This window comes from Paenibacillus sp. L3-i20, from assembly GCF_022180385.2.
GTDB lineage: Bacteria > Bacillota > Bacilli > Paenibacillales > Paenibacillaceae > Pristimantibacillus.
On the sequence record NZ_BQME02000001.1, the window covers coordinates 1,977,436 to 1,997,924 of the forward strand.

The 20,489-nt window shown below is 41.9% G+C and carries 18 protein-coding genes; 9 read left to right on the top strand and 9 right to left on the bottom strand.

All coding sequences use genetic code 11. The annotated features are described in order from the left end of the window. Positions 1-133 precede the first annotated feature (133 nt). Both MFF31_RS09305 and MFF31_RS09310 read left to right on the top strand, forming a co-directional pair. Positions 134-1,081, top strand: a complete 948-nt coding sequence (locus tag MFF31_RS09305) for a helix-turn-helix transcriptional regulator (protein ID WP_238187737.1) — start codon at positions 134-136, stop codon at positions 1,079-1,081. A gap of 55 nt (positions 1,082-1,136) precedes the next feature. Next, positions 1,137-1,613, top strand: coding sequence for a GyrI-like domain-containing protein (locus MFF31_RS09310; protein ID WP_238187738.1), 477 nt, complete (start codon positions 1,137-1,139; stop codon positions 1,611-1,613). Positions 1,614-1,716: 103 nt separating this feature from the next. Here the strand turns inward: MFF31_RS09310 and MFF31_RS09315 are convergent, their stop codons facing one another. Then, entirely contained in the window at positions 1,717-2,982 is a 1,266-nt protein-coding gene (locus MFF31_RS09315; protein ID WP_238187739.1) for a chitinase, read from the bottom strand. Between the two features lie 321 nt (positions 2,983-3,303). Between MFF31_RS09315 and MFF31_RS09320 the strand changes: the two genes are divergently transcribed. Further along, positions 3,304-3,759, top strand: coding sequence for a GNAT family N-acetyltransferase (locus tag MFF31_RS09320; protein WP_238188547.1), 456 nt, complete (start codon positions 3,304-3,306; stop codon positions 3,757-3,759). Positions 3,760-3,885: 126 nt separating this feature from the next. After that, positions 3,886-3,981, top strand: a complete 96-nt coding sequence (locus MFF31_RS25395; protein WP_375541283.1) for a DUF6463 family protein — start codon at positions 3,886-3,888, stop codon at positions 3,979-3,981. A 111-nt stretch (positions 3,982-4,092) separates the two neighbouring features. Here the strand turns inward: MFF31_RS25395 and MFF31_RS09325 are convergent, their stop codons facing one another. Continuing rightward, a complete protein-coding gene (locus MFF31_RS09325) occupies positions 4,093-5,787 on the bottom strand; it encodes a M3 family oligoendopeptidase (RefSeq protein WP_238187740.1) in 1,695 nt (564 codons plus the stop codon). Between the two features lie 622 nt (positions 5,788-6,409). Here MFF31_RS09325 and greA point away from each other — a divergent pair. Beyond that, on the top strand, positions 6,410-6,889 hold the full coding sequence (gene greA, locus MFF31_RS09330) for a transcription elongation factor GreA (protein WP_238187741.1): 480 nt from the start codon (positions 6,410-6,412) through the stop codon (positions 6,887-6,889). Positions 6,890-7,053: 164 nt separating this feature from the next. On the opposite strand, the gene MFF31_RS09335 is transcribed toward greA, so the two are convergent. Then, on the bottom strand, positions 7,054-7,227 hold the full coding sequence (locus MFF31_RS09335; protein ID WP_238187742.1) for an SDR family NAD(P)-dependent oxidoreductase: 174 nt from the start codon (positions 7,225-7,227) through the stop codon (positions 7,054-7,056). Between the two features lie 123 nt (positions 7,228-7,350). Between MFF31_RS09335 and MFF31_RS09340 the strand changes: the two genes are divergently transcribed. Further along, the gene (locus MFF31_RS09340) at positions 7,351-10,290 is read left to right on the top strand and encodes a response regulator (protein WP_238187743.1); all 2,940 of its coding nucleotides are present in this window, start codon (positions 7,351-7,353) and stop codon (positions 10,288-10,290) included. A 1-nt stretch (position 10,291) separates the two neighbouring features. Beyond that, entirely contained in the window at positions 10,292-11,005 is a 714-nt protein-coding gene (locus MFF31_RS09345) for a response regulator transcription factor (protein WP_238187744.1), read from the top strand. Positions 11,006-11,129: 124 nt separating this feature from the next. Here MFF31_RS09345 and ald read toward each other — a convergent pair whose 3' ends face one another. The 3 genes from ald to MFF31_RS09360 all read right to left on the bottom strand — a co-directional run bounded on the left by ald (position 11,130) and on the right by MFF31_RS09360 (position 14,711). Further along, a complete protein-coding gene (ald, locus tag MFF31_RS09350; RefSeq protein ID WP_238187745.1) occupies positions 11,130-12,266 on the bottom strand; it encodes an alanine dehydrogenase in 1,137 nt (378 codons plus the stop codon). Between the two features lie 82 nt (positions 12,267-12,348). Then, positions 12,349-13,617 carry a PucR family transcriptional regulator gene (locus MFF31_RS09355; RefSeq protein ID WP_238187746.1) on the bottom strand — a complete coding sequence of 423 codons (1,269 nt, stop codon included), beginning with the start codon at positions 13,615-13,617 and terminating at the stop codon, positions 12,349-12,351. Positions 13,618-13,658: 41 nt separating this feature from the next. Then, positions 13,659-14,711: a hypothetical protein gene (locus tag MFF31_RS09360; protein ID WP_238187747.1), complete on the bottom strand. Its 1,053-nt coding sequence runs from the start codon at positions 14,709-14,711 to the stop codon at positions 13,659-13,661. Positions 14,712-14,924: 213 nt separating this feature from the next. On the opposite strand from MFF31_RS09360, the gene MFF31_RS09365 reads away from it, so the two are divergent. Beyond that, on the top strand, positions 14,925-15,761 hold the full coding sequence (locus MFF31_RS09365) for a YitT family protein (protein ID WP_238187748.1): 837 nt from the start codon (positions 14,925-14,927) through the stop codon (positions 15,759-15,761). A gap of 172 nt (positions 15,762-15,933) precedes the next feature. On the opposite strand, the gene MFF31_RS09370 is transcribed toward MFF31_RS09365, so the two are convergent. Beyond that, positions 15,934-16,995 (bottom strand): leucine-rich repeat domain-containing protein, encoded by a 1,062-nt coding sequence (locus tag MFF31_RS09370; RefSeq protein WP_238187749.1) that lies wholly within the window; start codon positions 16,993-16,995, stop codon positions 15,934-15,936. Positions 16,996-17,155: 160 nt separating this feature from the next. Further along, positions 17,156-18,208: an LLM class flavin-dependent oxidoreductase gene (locus MFF31_RS09375; RefSeq protein WP_238188548.1), complete on the bottom strand. Its 1,053-nt coding sequence runs from the start codon at positions 18,206-18,208 to the stop codon at positions 17,156-17,158. 263 nt (positions 18,209-18,471) lie between these two features. Here MFF31_RS09375 and MFF31_RS09380 point away from each other — a divergent pair, with 263 nt between their 5' ends. Continuing rightward, entirely contained in the window at positions 18,472-19,359 is an 888-nt protein-coding gene (locus MFF31_RS09380) for an NAD-dependent epimerase/dehydratase family protein (protein ID WP_309296666.1), read from the top strand. Positions 19,360-19,434: 75 nt separating this feature from the next. Here MFF31_RS09380 and MFF31_RS09385 read toward each other — a convergent pair whose 3' ends face one another. Next, on the bottom strand, positions 19,435-20,445 hold the full coding sequence (locus tag MFF31_RS09385) for a LacI family DNA-binding transcriptional regulator (RefSeq protein WP_238187750.1): 1,011 nt from the start codon (positions 20,443-20,445) through the stop codon (positions 19,435-19,437). Positions 20,446-20,489: the final 44 nt, after the last annotated feature.

Below are 20,489 nucleotides of genomic sequence, written 5' to 3' on the forward strand. Positions count from 1 at the left end.
TTCTAATTTCCGAAGCTGCTGAATCGCGCTTATCAGTTACGCCTCACCTACGCTCCGTAAGGAGGTTGCTTGTAGGCCGAAGAAGGTTCAAACTATAAATATATGGTTAGGACTTCTGAATGGGGATTTGTTTATGAAAATTGATCGTTTACTAGCGATGACGGTATTATTGCTGAATCGTGGTCGGGTGAGTGCAAAAGAGCTGGCTGAACGTTTTGAAGTTTCAAAGAAGACGATCTACCGGGATATGGACACGTTAAGCCAATCTGGTATTCCGATTGTCGCGCACCAAGGGACAGCCGGTGGATTCGAAATTATGGAACAATATACGATCGCCCGTCAATATTTGACGTTGAACGAAATAGAAGCTGTTGTTGCGGCAGTTAGAGGCATTAACACAGTGATGGATGATCATGTGTTTGCTTCCTTGCTTGAGAAGGTTAAAACACAGCTAAATCAAGTAGATCGTGAACATCCAGAGCAGCAAGGCACTGGGATTGTCTTTGACTTTAACCCATGGGGACAAGGGACTGCGGCTAGGGAAAAAGTTAATATGTTGAGGCAAGCTGTTGAAAGCTCAAGCTTGGTAGAAATAGGCTATTTAAACATGAACGGTAAGGAGAGCCAAAGAGTTATTGAGCCAGTTGTATTAATTTTGAAGAGTAACATATGGTATTTACACGCGTATTGCACCTTGCGACATAATTTTCGGGTATTTCGATTATCGCGTATTCAACATTTACGCATTATGGGTCAACATTTCGTCCGGCGGCCTGCACCCTCTCTTGATGGGTATGTATGGGATGAGCAATGGTCGCAGTTTACAAAGGAAGAGGTCGTAATTACATTTCAGCCCAAAGTTCGTTATCGAATTGTTGATACATTCCATCCTGAACAGATCACAATACTAGAGGATGGTTCGATTCAGGTGAAGGGGCAATATGTAGCTGATGAATGGTTCTATGGGATGCTTCTGAGTTATGGAGAGTCTGTTAAAGTTGAGGAGCCGAATTATATCGCGGAGGAATTAGTGAATCGTGCACAAAAAATTATAGAACGTTATTGCAAAGTGGACAGATAGATGTCCACTTTTCCTATGTATACTGTGATCAAACGATAGGAAATGAGGCAGAGAGATGAACACATATACAATTGAAAAGCATGAGATAAAAATAGCTGGAGTAAGCACACGAACAACTAATGCAGAGGAAATGGGGTCAAACGGACGATTGCCGCAGCTATGGGAAACTTACTTTAGCGGTGGTACGGCAGCACAGCCTTACAATCAAAATTCCCATCTAATCTATGGATTGTATACAGACTACGAAAGTGATGCAACAGGAGCATATACCGTCATTCTCGGACATGAAGTGAACGTAGATCCAGCGAGTGATGGAGTTGCATATGCGGTTGTTCCAGCAAGCAAGTACAGAGTATTTACGACTAGGAAAGGTCCAGTATACGAAGTGGTTGCTGAGGCATGGGGCTTCATTTGGCAGTACTATATGGATTCATCCGAGGAAAGAGCATATACAGGGGATTTCGAGCTGTATGATGGATCAAATTTTGACCCAACTAATAGTGAAATACAAATCTATATTGCGATTAAATAGGAAGAATAGGCTGACCTCCAAGCGTTCCCAGCAAGCATCCATCTAAGGTATGCATATCGGTTGAACGTTTAGGAGTCAGCCTTTTTCGTTGGTGCGTTTAATTCTAAAAGGGGCTCATACCTGCTGTATCCAATTTTTCACCATCAATATTTACGCCCATTCTAGCTGTAATATCTCGATAATGGGTCACGCGACGTTTAATACGACGGTCAGATTCGTCATTGTTTCCTTCGAGATTGCCATTAATGATCATAATGGTGATGCCAAAGCCTGGTGATGTCAGTCCTTTGGTGATATCCGTTTCCGAAGGTGTCCAGTTACCGACCATCACATCATGAGCAGATGGCTTCGGAGGCTGTGGTGTCATCCAAAATAGGATAGCCGTCATAAAACCTAACTTACCGTCCTTCACTATAAGCTCAGGCTCCTCAAGTAGCGTATCTTTTGTCCCATAAATAATGCTGCTGAACAATCCGTAGTTGTAGTTCCAACTCAGTTGAATTGGACCGCGTCCATGATAGGATTTGCCCGCGACTGGGGGAAAGTCATTATGCGATTCGGCATAATTGACGGTTGTTGTGTTCATATAGGCGATTTCTTCGTTCCAAAATAATCCCCACGTACTTACTCCTCCACGAGGGTTTGGCCCGCCACCGCCCGTTTCGTGAGAAATATTAGCTAAAAATGCTGCGAGTTCACGCTTTCTGTTCGTGACAGTACCTTCTTTAATAAAGGAGCCAAAATCTTCAATTTGGGTTATGACAGGAATCGTTAAATTGTAAGATGCTTTAAAGTTGGCATGTTGGTAAATGAGCATTTCTGTTTTCGTTTCTTTATCTAGTCGGTATATGCGACTATGCGTTGGATTTGCCTGCCGATATTCGACCTTGTACTTGATATTCGCAACGTCCGTAATGGCAGCAATTAAGTTGCTATACGAGAAATAGTCGGCTTGCTCCGTTTTAAAATTAAGACCAGGCACACTATCGACAATGGTTTGCCATTCTTCCGTTCCGATCCGTTTTGGGAATAGTTGTTCATATTCGATCTGAGGCAAAGCGTTTTCTACAGCAGCAACAGCATTGTCTGGTGAATATTGGGGATCTATTCCTCCCCACATGGACTGAATTTGGGGATCGGTAAGAACGCGACTTTCCCCTACCGCTAAGTCATCTAAGTGCAGCACTTCATTACCACCTTTTTCTGTATTAACTACTATATTCGGCGAGGAGCTTGACGAAGGCAATTGCGCCTCATCATCAGAGGGAGCTGTAACAATATCCGACCTAAAATATAGGAGTACAACTATGATCGATAGTACAATTGCAATGACATAAATGAATACCTTCCGAGCTGAATTCGTTTTCATGCTCTTCCTCCGATTGTGGTTCCATTACTCCACTTACAATTATAGTAAATTATAGAGGGGTTATCTATATGAATAATCCACGATTTTTATAAAATGAAGGACACTTTTAGCTGCCGATTTTTCACGATAAGTCCAAATAATACAGCGAAAATATAAGCAGGTTCGCTTAATATAATGCAGTCTTCCAGCTGTTCTACATGGGCTCCAAGCTCGGTAAATTCACAACCCCTTTGAACAGGGGGTATCCCGAATTTCTAAACGATGCCCGAAAAGTCTATAATGAGAGGAGGACAGTTAATGAATCGAAAGTGAGATGGAATGATGAGTTTACAACTAAGAGCAATAACAGCAGACAATTGGCGTGCGGTCGCTGCCTTGCAGGTGGCAGAAAAGCAAGATCATTTTATTGAAAGTAATTCGTTTTCGATGGCAGAATCACTTTTTGAAGGAAAAGGTATCTCAGTAGGATTATATGATGGAGAAGTACTCGTTGGCTATGCGATGTATGGCTGGTATTTAGCATCTGAAGGCAGCATATGGCTGGATCGATTCATGATTGATCAAGGGTATCAAGGAAGAGGATATGCGAAGCGATTTATTCGAGAACTGCTCGATCATATGCAAGCGGAGTATGTAGTTCAAAAAATAAACTTGAGTCTGCATCCAGACAACGAGCGAGCAATGAAATTATATGAATCATTCGGATTCCGATTAACGGGGGCAATCGATGATAATGGTCCAGTTGTAGGTGTCGTGATGGAATGTAAAGTGAAATGATGCTGAGATGAGTAGTCATAATTGTTGTGGCAATGAGCATGGTACAAATGTGCAAGAACGAAAGAACGAAAGAACGAAAGAACATGAGATTAACTGCAATAGGGATAAGCATCGTAACAATGTTTTGTGGGACTGATTGGCGTCATTATGATGCCAATTTCGGGATTTTGGTTATTGCTTCCTCAAGCAGTTATTTTGGTAAGAAAGCCATGGGTCTTATAAAAAAGAAATCAAGGAATATAGTTGATGTGAAGCGATTGAACGAATGTTAATAGTAGCGAAATAAAGGGACTCTCCTGACTGGGAGCCCCTTATCGCTGTACAATTAGTCAATTAAAGTACGGTATCATCCACGCTGTTCAGCCAGTTCTCAATTGATCCAATGACGGAAGTTACGCAGCCGTCTTCGAACGGAGAAATTAACCCTGCGGCACTAACTAACTCCGTGAAGGATAGGCTGCCGCCAAGGCGACACAGTTTCAAGTAATCAGCCCATGCTGCTGACCGATCTTCGTGCATCTTTTTCCAGAATTGAAATGCACAAATTTGCGCTAGCGTGTAATCGATATAGTAGAATGGCGAGTTGAAAATATGGCCTTGCTTATGCCAGAATCCGCCTTGAATCAAGTAAGTATTATCCTCATAATTGCGGTGTGGCCAATATTTCTTCTCAAGTGCACTCCAAGCCTGTTTCCGCTCGGTCGGAGTTGCATCCGGGTTCTCATAGATGAAATGCTGGAATTCATCGACAGCTACGCCATAAGGGAGGAAGCTGAGTGAACCCGCTAGATGGTTGAAGCGATACTTGTCAGCATCCTCTTCGAACAATAGATCCATCCAAGGCCAAGTAAAAAACTCCATACTCATCGAATGAATTTCGCAAGCCTCGTAGGTAGGGAAGCTATACTCTGGCACGGAGTAGCTTCTGCTCTCAAATACTTGGAAAGCGTGTCCTACCTCATGCGTCAAAACGTCAATGTCGCCCGATGTGCCATTGAAGTTAGAGAAAATATAAGGAGCTTTATGCTCACTAATATACGTACAGTAGCCTCCGCTTTGTTTACCTTTCTTACTAACCAAATCCATTAATCCGTTTTCTTGCATGAATGTAAAGAACTCGTCTGTTTCGGGAGAAAGCTCTGCATATAACTTGGCACCATTTTTGACAATCCAATCTGGATCACCTTTCGGTGTTGCGTTGCCAGACAGGAACGCAAGCTGCTCATCGTAGTAAAACAGCTGATCTACCCCGATGCGACTTTGTTGACGCTCTTTGAGCTTCGTTGCAACTGGAACGATATGATCCCGTACTTGATCGCGGAAATTCGCAACCATCTCGGCGTTATAATCAGTACGGTTCATACGGGCATAACCAAGCTCTACGAAATTGTTAAAGCCAAGCTTCTTCGCAATTTTTGTCCTTGTCTTGACGAGATCATCATAGATGCGGTCGAATTGCGCTTCATTCTCCGACATAAACCCGGAGGAGGCTTCTGCAGCAAGCTTCCGCGTGTTTCGATCGGTCGATTGCTGGAATGGAGTCATCTGTGAAAGTGTACGCTCTTCACCTTCGAACATAATTTTAGCTGAAGCAATTAGCTTCGAGTATTCCGTTGTAAGCTTGTTTTCCTGCTGGAGGTCTTCAATGATCTCAGGACTGAACGTTTTGAGTGATAGCTCAGCGAGCTGGAATAACTGGCGACCCCATTTACTCTCTAACTCTGTTCGGAATGTAGAGCCAACGAGTGCGCGATAATAGTCAGTTATGTACTCCTGAACGATTGGACCGTTTTCGTCATAGAAATCCTGTTCGGCTTTGTAGAAGTCATCATTCGTATCGATGGAGTGTCGTATACTTGCAATTGTTTGCATCGAATCGAATTCGCTGCGCATCTTGTTTAATCCAGTCATCGTTTGATCTTGCTCTTCATAGCTTCTTGCTGACGTAAATGCGGCAAGCAGTTCCTTGAACTTTTGCTCAAATGTGAGTACATCTGGTCGTTCGTAAGGATAATCGTTAAATTTCATTACGTACACCGCCTTCGCTATATTTTACAAGTTCCATTATACTCCATTTCATGAGCTGAAAACAGAAAACCGCTAGGAACTTGTCTCTCTAACGAACTGTATAGCGCCTATTATGCGAAAAAAGCACCCTTTTTTGTTCTAACGAATCCTAATGGCGCTATTGCTCCATTTATAGTCCGAACAGAGCTTCTTTTGATGGAATAGCGAAGCAATAGTTCGTTCTAATACGAAATCGTTACTTTTTGACGAAATAAGAGTTACTGGGTTCGTTAGCCTATTTCTGGTTGGCTTTATTTACCGCAAACAGTGCTCAAGAGGCTCAAAAGCTACACAGAATTCATGACTGAAGCCACTATTTCCATGGCTATGCATCTGATCTACAACGGATTCGCCACCGCTCATATCGAACCGCTATATATATTGCTAGCTCTTTCCTATATACTTAGAGTATGAATAGGAGCAGAGAAGATGTCGCCTTGCTGGATTACTTTTAAAATGGCGTACAGGCGGGGTGCTCAATCGGAATCATACCGTTGATAAAAAATATTCGATTGATCGATGGCGATCATAAACGTTTGGGTTACAATAGAACGAAGATAGAGAAATAGGAGCTGAACTAGCAGTGGCTAAAGAGGAATTGATATTGACGCAAGAGGGTTTGGATAAGATTGAACAGGAATTGCAGGAACTAAAGACTGTTAAGCGCAAGGAGCTGGCACAACGACTTAAAGTTGCGATTAGCTACGGCGATTTGAAGGAAAACAGCGAATATCACTCCGCTAAGGATGATCAAGCATTTATGGAAACAAGAATTTTATCGCTAGAGCGGATGCTCAAGATTGCTCGGGTTGTTGATGTGAAAAGCATTAGCTTAACAGATGTTGTAATTGGGTCTGTCGTTATTCTTAATGATATCGAATTTAATGAAAAAATTGAATATCGTATCGTTGGTCCTGCAGAGGCAGACGCAGCAGACTTTAAAATTTCTTATGAAAGCCCGCTCGGGAAAGAATTGCTGGGCAAAAAAGTAGGAAATAAAATTAATGTCAACGCACCAATGGGAATTATTCAATACGAATTGCTTGAAATTAAAGCAATATAATAGCGCTGGTTGCATATAACAAGCTATGCCTGCCGAGGGAATACTCGGCAGGCTTTTTTCTCGTTAGTACAAAATTGGCTCAAGCGATACGAACAATTGACTCTGCTAGCGAGGAAATAGGCGATTGATCATTTTAAGCAGCTTAACCTTTACAAAGGGCACTTCTAGACGATTTCGGTGGAATATGTGGATAGACTAGGATGTTTAGTTTTTAATTGCTTAAGCTTTTCCTCGTTTTGACCGATGATTATGACATGGTTTCCTCGCTGTAGGAAGTCTTCTGTAAGAGCAAGCCCGATGCCAGAAGCTCCACCTGTAATGAGTACTGTATGACCCAATTACTCTATATGTTTTACCTATACTGTATGCAAGGCAAGGATGGTTTTCATTAACTTAAGTTAAGGGGCTTCCGAATTAGGCAAAGTAGCAATGAAGTAACGCCTAGACAGGAGAAGGATTGAATGAGAAAGTTCAAAAGAAGCTACACAAAAAAACTCGTGTTCTTAATGCTGATTACGATTGTGGTTGCTTTTTTTCTAACGGGATATACGGTGTTGTCACAAACGAACAAAATTATTAAAAATGAAATTGAAAGTAGAATTAAGTTGCAAAGTAATATGCTGGCTGACAAGATGAATGTGTTTTTTAATCAAAAAGGACTTTTGATACAAGAAATAAGTACTAATCAAGCTGTTCTACGTTATTTGAAGACGGCGAGCTCAAGAGAAGAAGCAAGCTCCAATCCCGACTACGATGATGTAACGATGGCACTGGATGCGATTAAAGAGCTGGATGCAAATGTAGGATTAGTGTGGATTGGCAGTAAAAGAGGGAACTTTGTTATCGGAAATGGAGGGGCTTTCACGAGTTCCGACTTTCAATTTCAGGAACGACCATGGTATAAAGATGCTCTGGAAGAAGAAAATGTGTTATTCACAGAACCATATGTCGATTACATAACAGGGAAGATGGTTATAAGCGGCACGTTGAAAATTGAAGAAGATGGACATGTATTAGGTTTTGTCGCTATCGATTTATCCTTAGATAATATACCTGGCATCTTGGAGTCTTACCAAATTGGTCAGACCGGTTATCCGATCTTGCTTTCTAAAGACGGAACTATTATGTATCACGCTAATCAAGAGATGGTTGTAAAGCAAAAATTGACGGAACAACCTGGTAAGCTAGGTCACATAGCTGAACGGATGGTTGCAGGTGAAAGCGGGCTGCAAGTTGTATCGATCAATGATCGAAAGGAGTATATAGGTTATGCTCCGATTCCTTACTCTGGCTGGTCGGTCGCAGCTGTTCTGCCAACAAAGGAGGCACTAAAACAATTATCTTCAGTAGTCAGTCTCTCTGTTGGTATCTATGTTGCAGCAACAGTTATTCTCGTCAGTTTACTGTATTTATTGCTAAGAAACTTACTGAATACGCAAAAACGAATTCAAAGGGTACTAAGGCGAGCAAAAGATGAGGCGGAGGAAGCAAGTAAAGCGAAAACGCTGTTTCTTGCTAGGATGAGCCATGAGATTCGAACACCTTTAAATGGTATTATCGGACTCTCGCAGCTGATGCAGAAGACGAAGTTGTCCGGAAGACAACAAGATTTCCAGGAGAAGATATTGTCGTCTTCCAATGTATTATTACGTTTAATTAATGAAATTCTCGATTTCTCGAAGATTGAAGCGGGTAAGCTGGAAATTGAGAAGGTCAGCTTTTATATAGAAGAGGTTGTGAGAAGGGTATCCGATATGCTCGGTGTTTACCTTGGGGGCAATCAAATCGAGGTTATTATGGATACTTCGCCTAATGTGAATGTTGAGCTACTAGGTGATCCTCATCGTCTGGAGCAGATCTTATTAAACTTATGCAGCAATGCGATTAAATTTACGGAACATGGCTTTGTCGCTTTGAGCATCAAGCTTGAGAGTCAGGGACCTGCTGAGATGCGAATTAGGTTTAAAGTAGAAGATACAGGAATAGGTATGTCTGCCGAACAGATCGACCATTTATTTGAGCCTTTTACGCAAGGTGATGGCTCGACTAGCAGGAGATTTGGCGGGACAGGCCTAGGTCTAGTCATATCTCAAAATCTGATTGAGATGATGGGTGGAAGGCTGGAATTAAGCAGCGAATTAGGGAAAGGCAGCACGTTTTCGTTTGCACTGAGCTTTGAAGTAATTGATATGAGAAATCGTCTTAACTTTCATCTCTCCAAGGGATACGAGAGTCTTCCCGTAATAGTTGTAGAAGATCATGAGAGGATGAGAGATCATATAGTCCGGTTGCTGCGATCCTTTGCGTTAGCTCCTGTAAGTGTATCTACGTGGGAGCAATTATTTCGGCGTTTGGAGAGGCAAGCACAATCTGGAGTGCAGAAATACAAACTCATATTAGTAGACATGGAAGCAGACGATATGTATGGTGCAGAAGCGCTGAGCAGGCTGCAATCATTAGCGGGAAGCAGTGGTATAACGATTGCATTAACAACTGAGTATGGAAGGGATGAATTTGCGACTATTGAAGAACGCGATCAACCGCATGCAGTATTGACGAAGCCGATCAATCGGATCAATTTGTATAAAGTTGTTCAAGCGGCATTAGAGCAGGGTGGTACGAGACATGTTGCAACTCCAGAAAAGAAGCTTAAAGAGGAGATTGTAATAAGCGGTTCTAAAGGAAAAATACTACTTGCAGAGGACCATGAGATTAACCAGAAAGTAGCGATGGAACTGCTCATCGGTCTTAATTATTCGGTCACCGTCGCAAGAAACGGTAAGGAAGTGCTTCAGAAATTAAGTACTGACCGTTGGGACTTAATTTTAATGGATGTTCATATGCCTGAGATGGACGGCTGCGAGGCAACACGTCTCATTCGTCAGGATAAGCGTTACGATAGGATGCCGATTGTTGCGATGACAGCCAGCATTATTGCGGAAGAACATGATAATTGTTACCGATCCGGAATGAATGACGTTATGACTAAGCCGATTGATATGAAAGAAGTAGTGGAGATGCTGGACCACTACATTCCAGTGCCGTATTTGGATCTTAATAGTGCCTTGGATAGAGTAGCGGGCAAATGGCATATTTATGAGCATATTCTTATTACATTTGAACGAGAATACTCAGATTTTTGTGATCGACTGAATGAGGCATTAAAAGATGGCGAATACTCTAGAGCTGCAAGATTGATACATACGCTAAGCGGAGTTGCTGGTAATCTCTCGGCAGAGCGGCTTTTTGCCACCTCGAAGAAGTTGGAGTTTATGTTGCTTTTAACCGCAGAATCAACAGAGTATCAGGAATGTGTAAGAAGTGTACAACAGCAGTTAGATGAAGTTATAACGCTCATCAGGAGATGGAAGAGCATTAAAGCTTTGAAAAGTGAGGGATAAGATGTATAAAGTATTAATTATAGAAGATGATCGGATAATGGGAGAAATGTTAGCGATGTATTTAAAAGAAGAGGGCTTTCAGGTAGAACGGGCTGTGGAGGGTGACGAGGGATTGGAGTTGGCTAAGAAGTTCTCTCCTCATGTTATCATTCTGGACATGGTTCTACCTGATAAGGCAGGTACTCAATTATGCAGAGAACTACGGACGTTCACTGTGGTTCCCATTCTCGTCGTATCAATGAAAACTGGGGTAGCGGAGCGAGTAGAGGCCCTGACAGCAGGTGCAGATGATTATGTGTGCAAGCCGTTCAGCCTAAGAGAAGTGACCGCGAAGATTAGTGCAATGATAAGACGTACCCATCTCTATCAGGATAGGAGCATAGAGAGGGTAAAGTCTGAACGAAGTACTGCTAGGCAAGAGGGTGCGATTTTGCTGGATTTGGAGAAGCGGGTAATCAGAGTTAACAACGGTTATGTTGAGGCAACTTTTTCTGAATTTGAGATTATGAGGTTGTTTATGACGAATGTAGAAAGAGTATATAGCAGAGAAGATTTGCTCAATGAATTGCGAGGATATGATTCCTTTGTGACCGAGCGAGCAATAGATGTACATATAGCTAACCTTAGAAAAAAAATCGAAGATAACCCGAAAGAACCGAAATATATTAAAACCGTGTGGGGAATCGGATATAAGTTTGTTACAAAATCGTCATGATCGAAGGTTGTTGATTTGGCAAAGGTATAAAGTGACTACAACGAAAAGGAGCCCTCATATCCAATAGGGGTTCGAAAATACCCCGTTTTGGTTGTGAAGGCTCTCCATTATTTATCCTTTTTCGTTAACAATTCGTCGAAAGAGATGGACGAAGTGCTTTTTCGGGTGAAACGAAAGTATAACCTAGATCATTAGCTACAGCTTCATAGGTGACAGCACCTGACGCCGTATTGACTCCAAGCTTCAAAGAAGGATTGTCGTGAACAGCCCTTAATACACCTTTATTTGCTAATTGAATTGCATAGGGCAATGTCGCATTTGTAAGTGCGATTGTAGAAGTTCTTGGTACAGCGCCAGGCATATTGGCAACAGCATAATGAACGACGCCATGCTTCACATAAGTAGGGTTGTCATGAGTTGTAATATGATCTACTGTTTCAAAAATACCACCTTGGTCAATCGCTACATCAACGATGACGGAACCAGGCCTCATTGCCTGTATCATCTTTTCTGTTACAAGCTTCGGCGCTTTAGCACCAGGAATAAGCACTGCACCAATAACAAGATCAGATTCAGCAACTGCTTCTGCAATATTGAATGGATTTGAAACGAGCGTGCTGATTTGCGATCCGAATATATCTTCCAATTGGCGAAGACGGTCTGCACTAAGATCGATTATTGTTACTTCAGCACCAAGTCCAATAGCGATCTTAGCGGCATTAGTACCAACTACTCCACCCCCAATGACGGTTACTTTACCTCGCTTTACGCCGGGTACGCCGCCTAATAGAATACCGCTGCCGCCGTGATTTTTCTCTAGGAATTGAGCACCAATTTGAGCTGACATTCTGCCTGCAACTTCACTCATCGGTGTTAGCAGGGGCAACGTGCGATTCACTTCTACCGTTTCGTAAGCAATTGCGGTTACGCCTGATTCAGTAAGAGCTTTGGCAAGTTCAGGCTCAGCTGCTAGGTGTAAGTAGGTGAATAAGATTAGACCATCTCTAAAATAATGATATTCCGAGGACAGCGGTTCTTTTACCTTCTTGATCATGTCGGACTTAGCCCACACTTCACTAGCATCATCCAACAAAATTGCTCCAGCACCTTCGTAGTCATCATTCGTAAATCCACTTCCGATGCCAGCATGACGTTCGATATATACAGTATGACCTGCGTTAATGAATGAGACGACACCAGCAGGTGTAATTGCAATGCGATTTTCATTGTTTTTAATTTCTTTAGGAACCCCGATAATCATGATATTTCCCCCTGTTTGCATGAACTCTAGTGCCAAGTATAAAGGTGGAAACGCTTTATTTCATTGTTTGAAATTAACAAAATTATCGGGATTGATTGTGTGTATCAACAAACGGGGTAGATGCTCCGCCTAATTTGCTCATCTTGAGATCAAGATAAATAGTTACTTTCTGATCCATACTATCAAAATCGATGCCGCCAATCTCTGCAATACGCTTTAAACGGTAACTCATCGTATTGAAGTGAACGTGCAGCGATTGCGCTGCTTCTTTTACATTGCTGTCTACGGATAGAAAAATCTCTAACGTATGTAATAAGTTGCTATTATGTTCCTCATCATAAAGGCGCAACCGTTTTAAACATGGATTCTCGACATGATGCGTATTGCTTTCAGAGAGCATAGAAGGAAGCAAGCGATAATATCCAAGATCGGGATAATAGTATATGTTTCGCATTTCATTCGGAAATCGTTCTTTCAGATGGAGTGTCATGAGGGCTTCCCTATAGCTACGTTCGACCAAGACATAATCATCATAGAAGGAGCCTCCTCCACCACTAGAAGGTGAGAATCCGAATCGAATCGCCATTTGCTCAGATATATAGTCAAAGAAGAGAATGTGATCTTTTAGTTTTTCATGCTTCTGTTTTAAGCCATATAGGAGAATAAGTTGATTGCGATGTACGGTATGAAAAAGAATATGAATGCGATGAGTAGTCGTTAACATATATTCAATCTGTTGTTGTTTCTCATTGATGTCGAAATCAAATTCTAATACGAAAATTTGATAACGCTGAGGTAGATCAATGCCTAACATAGCTGCTTTCTCCATAATAGGGGCACTAGTCTTTAGATGTCCGGTAAGCAGCTGCCAGAAAAAGTATTCATGCCCCTTTTCTTCTTTACGCTTCTTGACTTGAAGCTGTAATAGCTTCGTAGTAGCCGCGTGTGCTGCAAACTTAAGCTTGTTTCCTGCATCTTCATCGAACGGTTTATCTGTCTCCAGCACCCATATATAGCCGAGAATCGTCTGCTGCTTACGAATAGCAACAGCAAGTCGACTGCCTAAACCGATCGAGGGAATAGCAGAGATCGAAATAGGTTCTTCACTTTCATGAAGGTGATGCATAATACCATCACGCCATAATGTGCTAATCACTTTTTCTGGAACGCGGCGACCAATAATGGTTGCCACTCGGGCGGCGTCTGTCTGTGAATCATGTGAACTATACGCGATCAGACGATGATTGTCATCTTCAATTGTAACTGGGTTATTCAGGACATCACTTATTGTATCGGCCAGTGCTTCTAAGTTTTCGAAGCTTCTATTAAAGGGATCTTTTGTGGTAACCATAATGAAATACTCCTTCTTGTTTGTCGTAGTTCACAAAAGAATCACCCCGTTATTGCAAGACATTCCGTTTGAAACTTACGTGGATCGTCCAAAAATAGATAAACGTCTGTTATATGCTGTCGACTGCCAAACATACGAATAACTTGAATGCTGTCTTTCAGTTTAATATGAACATTAGGTTCCACAGAAAGTGGTGTAAACGATGTTTTGTATTGATCCTTCGTTAATTTAGCTTCCGTAACGACGGAGAGGGACTCAATATTATGGATATCGATGTAAGCTAACAGCTGCAAACCATACTGTATCCGTATCTCCTGCCCAGAAACTAAAATTGGGTTTAACCGAGTAGCACGGCAGTCAGCCGTCAATAATAGTATGACATATAGATTGCTTATTGTGAGCACCCATGCTGCGATATGTGACCATTGCATAAGGAGAATATGAGCAACTGCCCCTTCAATGATCAGCAATTTAGATAATATCAATACAGTTATTAGCCAGTTTGAATTAGTGTGGTATGTAAATGAGGTAGTGCCTGAGCGTGTGTACGGATTTTTCCTCCAAGAAAATATAGTGTAGTACATGACAGACAATTCATGAGCAATCAAAGATGCTAATGTAGATGAGCCCATTGAAGTTCTGAGGTTTTGTTGAAGTGTCTCGATAGGGTGAGCATGGATGAGATGACTGCGCTTAGATTTTTTTATAGCTTGGTATATTTTGTGGAACTGATAAAGTACGAGCATAACTTCTAGAGGTATTAAAATGTACTTGATAATTTCTAGCGGTTGTTGACCTGTGCCCGGTATGATCAAAACTAAAGCTATGTAGCCTATAAGAGCGAAGGGGAGGACTGATAACAAATTTTTGTTACGTTTCCGAAAAATAAAAAAATAGAGCAATAAGGGCAGTACAACAACAAAATCTAAAGAAACACCAATGATCAAAAGATTATCATTTTGTTGAAATAAAATAGAATTAACAAGAAGCAAGTCAATCAGAATGATTAGTAAGCTTACGCCGATAAAATAAGCTAAATTTTTCTTTTGATGTGTAATGATGATAAAAACACCCCTAACTATATATGATTGCATTCAATTTATTATAAAATATTGTTTTTTTCAAATCTACAATTATATAAATAATGTAAAGATCGGAATTAAATTGACCCCATAATTATGCATCTGTTATAATCGTCTAGGACATCATAAGAACACGCAATGTATGACAGATCGACAATCTGGCGGATACCTTTCGGTGTGCGTTTTTTTTGGTTGTTGGGTGCTTAAGTCGGGAAGGGAATTAACATGAAAAAAAGAATAATTGACATTATTACGATTTTGATTGGATCATTTATATTTGCTTTTGCTATTAATGTGTTTGTTATTCCGAATCATTTTGGCGAGGGCGGAGTTACGGGTATTACGATTATCCTCTATTACGTCTTTCAGTGGTCGCCGGGGCTCGTCAGTATTATTATTAACTCCTTATTGTTAATCGTCGGTTACAGATTTTTGGATAGGACAGCCACGATATATACCATTATTGCGGTCACATTTTATTCCGTATTCCTGCACTTTACCGCAGGTTGGAGCGCTTTATCCGATAATTTAATTATTAATGCGATTTTCGGAGGAGTATTCACCGGTGTGGGTATCGGACTGATTATAAGGGTTGGCGGAACGACGGCTGGAACAACGATTTTGGCACGGATTATGAATAAATATTTGGACTGGAACGTTAGCTATGCACTATTGTTCTTCGATTTAATCGTAGCGTTCTCCTCATACTTCATTATTGGTGCGGAAGCGCTTATGTTTACAATAGTTATGCTCTATATTGGAACAAAAGTAATGGACTTCATCATTGAAGGACTCAATTCGCAGAAAGCTGTCATGATTGTATCGAATGAGCAGGCGCTTATTGCGGAGAGGGTTAATACATTGATGGATCGTGGCGTTACTGTCTTCTACGGAAAGGGCAATTATACGAATACTCCGAAGGATATTTTGTATATTGTCATCACAAAGCAAGAGGTAAGCGCACTTAAGAAAATCGTCAAAGCTATCGACAAAAATGCGTTTATTACGATTCATGATGTTCGAAACGTATTCGGTGAAGGATTTGTAGACATTTCGAAGTAACATGTATTAGGGAATAGTTGCATTAAAGAAGGAGCTGTTGCAAAGGGTCAATGTGACCCGAGCGACAGCTCCTTTTTACATAGACAATTAAGGGGGGCATCGTTCAAGATTATTGCTTTGTTGTTGAACGGATCGTGCCTTGATCGCTTAATACATTTGTTTGTTATTTAAATTACTGTTCAGGTTGAATCTTTTCCCAAAACGACTTAGGTGACACATTAATGTGTGTGAGTTGCTTCATATGGGAGAGGAAATCAGGTATCTGATTAATCATGCACACATCTATGTTCAAGGATTGCAGGCGCTTCAGCTTTTCCAGCTCGGGTGGCAGCTCATGGATCGAGGTGTATTGGATCGTAAGACGCTCCAGTTGTTTCAGTTCACCAATCTCCGGTGGGATGCGTTTTAGGCTGATCTCTTGTTTCGGCTTGACTTGAAATCCGGGGGTGGTCCGATCCGAGCTTCCACAATGGATACTAAGCTCTTTCAAATTCTTTAACTTGGCTATGGATGCAGGGATACCCTCCAAATCAGCCGTCATAATTTTTAAGCGTTCCAGCTTACTTAACTCGAAGAGCTCTTCTGGTAGTCGATAAAGATCCTGTTCGAAAATTTCTAGATCACGCAGCTCTGTAAGGTCACGGATTCTCTCAGGTAGCTCTACCAGCCGATGCCCACTTATATACAGTAAGTCGGTTTTATGTTTAATGGCATCATCTAGAAGTCGCTCCAGGTCCAGGTGAGATTTCACTCGCAAAAATAGTCCTATAATTTGATCCATCAGATCAATTGCTTCTTCCTCAGACACGTCTATACCATACATATGTTCATGTACAACGGAGTAAAGGTAGTCTGTGCCATCTTCTTTCAAGAAACATAAGTCTTCCGGCAAGTTAGGACAAATCCAATCCGACAAGCGGTTCGCAAATTGCTTAAGCAGGTTCCCGCTTTCTTCACAGCATCTATAAAAATAGTAGGTCCCTATACTATAAAAGGCATGACTACGATAGGTACTTCTTATTTGTTCAGCCGTATCCATATCATCTGGATGTATTACAATTGTCTTTACTAGATAAGGTTGTAACGCTTCCCAAACATGTGTGTGTTGGCGTGGTTCCATATCATACATATCATACAAATTTCTCTCAGCAAGCACAAAAGATTCTGAGTTCCTTATAGCCAAATCTATTATTTGCTGGTAAGCTTCGCCTCTAGGGTCTGTATACATTCTCATCCCACAAGTCTCCATTCCTCTTCGAAGTACATAATACTATACTGAATAGTACCATAAACTGGTCATGGAAAAAAATAAAGGTTCCCCTAAAGGCGGTTAAAAAATCCGCTCGAAGGGGAACTCTGATTTATTGAGAAACGAAATCTATTTGTACGTCTTTTTATTTACTGTTCTCAATCCGAGCAAGCTCCTTGCGCACAAGTGGTGCTACTTTTGTGCCCAATAGTTCAATAGCTCGCAATACATCATGATGCGGCATCGTTCCAACATTTAGATGAAGGAAGAATCGAGTTACTCCCAAGTTTTTGCGCAGCAAAATGATTTTCTCCGCTACATAGTCAGCGTCACCGACATAGAGTGCACCAGGGAGACTACGCAAAAAGTCATAGGTAGCTCGGTCATAATGATTGCCCCAGCCGCGCTCCCGACCAATCACATTCATCTGTGCCTGTGTTGAAGGGTAGAACATTTCGGCAGCAGCTTCGGTTGTATCTGCCACAAACCCATGTGAATGCGTCGCAATAGATAACTTCTCAGGATCATGCCCCGCTTGAGCTGCGGCTTTTTTATAGAGAGCAACTAATGGAGCAAATTTCTCAGGCATGCCGCCAATAATAGCGAAGGCAATAGGAAGTCCCAACATGCCTGCTCGCACAGCAGATTGCGGACTTCCGCCACTTGCAATCCAGACTGGAAGCGGACTTTGGACAGATCGAGGATATACGCCAAGGTTGTTAATCGCTGGACGATGTCCGCCGCGCCACGTTACTTTCTCCGAATCTCTAATGGCGAGAAGCAGCTCCAAATTTTCTTCAAATAATTCATCATAATCATCAAGACTGTGCCCGAATAACGGAAATGACTCCGTGAATGAACCTCTACCCGCCATTATTTCTGCACGACCATTAGAAATGCCGTCGAGAGTAGCGAAGTCTTGATAGACACGAACTGGATCATCCGATGAAAGGACGGTAACAGCGCTAGTAAGACGAATTCGCTTCGTCATCGCAGCAGCAGCCGCAAGCACAACGGCTGGCGCTGATCCTGCATAATCGGGCCTGTGATGTTCACCGATTCCATATACATCAAGGCCGACTTGATCGGCCAATACGATTTCTTCAATAGCTTGGCGAAGCCGCTCATCATGGCTAATAAGTTTCCCTGTTACAGGGTCTGGGGTTGTTTCTAGAAAGGTGCTAATTCCTATTTCCATCTTTACATTAGATTCAGACACTTCGTTCGCCTCCTTAAGCTTGTTTAATTTACTATATAATATATTGTTACAAAAGTATAGTTAGTGATATGGTGAATTGAGAGATGTGGAGAACCTACTCTACAGGATAATAGGGCTTCTTTTTCTGATGGAAATAGCAGGGTGAAAGGTCGAGCCTGTCGAAATGGTAGTTGATGTGTTGCATAGCTGCAGCTCTAAAACGATTTGTGATTATCAGCGACTACTTCAAACAGGAGGTCATAATGTTGAAAAAGATACTTGTGCTCGGTGGAACAAGATTTTTCGGTAAGAGGTTAGTTGAACAACTTTTGAATGAGGGACATGATGTCACAATTGCTACTCGGGGTAATAACGATGACTCCTTCGGTCAATCTGTTACGCGAATAAAGGTAGATCGTACCGATTCAACGGCTCTAAAGCTTGCGCTTGGCACATCATCATTTGATGTTGTTTACGATAACATTTGCTACAAGCCACAAGATGCAGAGGAAGCAGTTAAGCTGTTTGCAGATCGGGTTGGCCAATATATATTAACCTCATCAGGCAGTGTGTACACATTCGGAGAACAAAGGTTAGTGGAGAGTGACTTTGATCCGTATCATTACGCTCTTCCACCTGCGTATGAACAGGATATTGATTATGCGGAAGCTAAACGTTTAGTTGAAGCCGTCTTTATGCAAAAGGCTTCCTTCCCAGTCGCCGCGGTCAGATTCCCAATCGTGCTCGGTCACGACGATTATACAAGGCGACTTCACTTCCATATTGAGCATGTCCAGCAGGAGCTTCCTATTGGTATACCAAATTTGGATGCGAAGATGACCTACATTCGTTCCGATGAAGCTGCTGCTTTGCTTGCTTGGCTTGGTCAGACTGATTTGAAAGGTCCGTTCAATGCATCCTCTCATGGTGAACTATCGCTCCGCGAGATATTGGAGATGTTAACGCAGGAAACAGGGAAGCATCCACGAATTACAGATGAAGTGAATGAGAAGAACAGCTCCCCATTTGGTATTCCAGAGCCATTTATGTTGGATATAACGAAAGCGAGCGCCGCAGGATTTTCATTTATGCAGCTACAAGAATGGTTTCCTAAGCTGGTTCGTGAAATCGTACATTCTTCTGCGAAATAAATAGATGAACAAAAAGAAGGCAGAGCCAGCATCCGCTGATTCTGCCTTAATTATAATTAGCTGGTTCAAATTATTTCACTTTTGTCTTGCATGGATTGGCGGGCAAGTCGACTGCCTTATTAATAGCTCTGGTTGCAGTTTTATAGGCTTTGAAGACATATGACTCTCAGGATCTTCTATGCAACGCAGCAGTAGCTCAATGGCATTGCCACCAATTTGCTCAACGGGCTGCCTAATTGTCGTAAGCTGCGGACGAAGTTGGGTGGCGAACAGCTGATCATCATAGCCGACTACAGATACATCTGTTGGGATGCGCAGTCCATTGTTTTTGAACGCATCCATCACGCCATACGCCATCATATCATCGCCAGCGAACACAGCTGTAGGCACAGTAGCCGAGTGTACCCATTGTTCTCCGATTTCATATCCTGATTCGATTGTGAATTGTCCAGGTACTACTCTTGTGTGAAGATTAGCCTCAGTCATTGCCTGTATATATCCAGCAACTCGCTCCTTACTGCTAAGAAACGGGGTTGATCCGCTTATATGCGCAATATCCGTATGCCCGAGATCGATTAAATGTTTAGTCGCCCAATATCCCCCTTGAAAATTATCAACCCGGACAGATGGAGCAACGATATCTTCCTGTTGATTATCTATCATAATAAAGGGAATTTGTTTACGCATCAGTGCTTCTACATAGCGCACCTCGTGAATAGGAGACAGGAGTATCATTCCATCGACTCGATCCTCTTGGAAGATGGCATGATGGAGATCCGACTCTTCATCATCTGAGATGAACAAGGCAAGCAAGTAGTTATGTGCTTTCATTCTATCGTTAATTTCTTTTACTACGGCATCAAGGAAGGAGTCATTCAATGTAGCGATGGTTATCCCGATGACTCCCGTTTTCCCTCTAGCAAGACTTCTTGCTGCCGCATTGGGATGATAGTTAAGTGCCTGCATCGCTTGCAGCACTTTAGCTCGATTTTTCTCTCGAACCGTTCCAGCGTTATTGATAACTCTAGATACCGTTACAACAGACAGTCCAGATTTACGTGCTACATCAAAGATACTAACCTTCATCTTCGCTACTCTCCTTGAAAAATAACCGCTTCTCATACAAACAT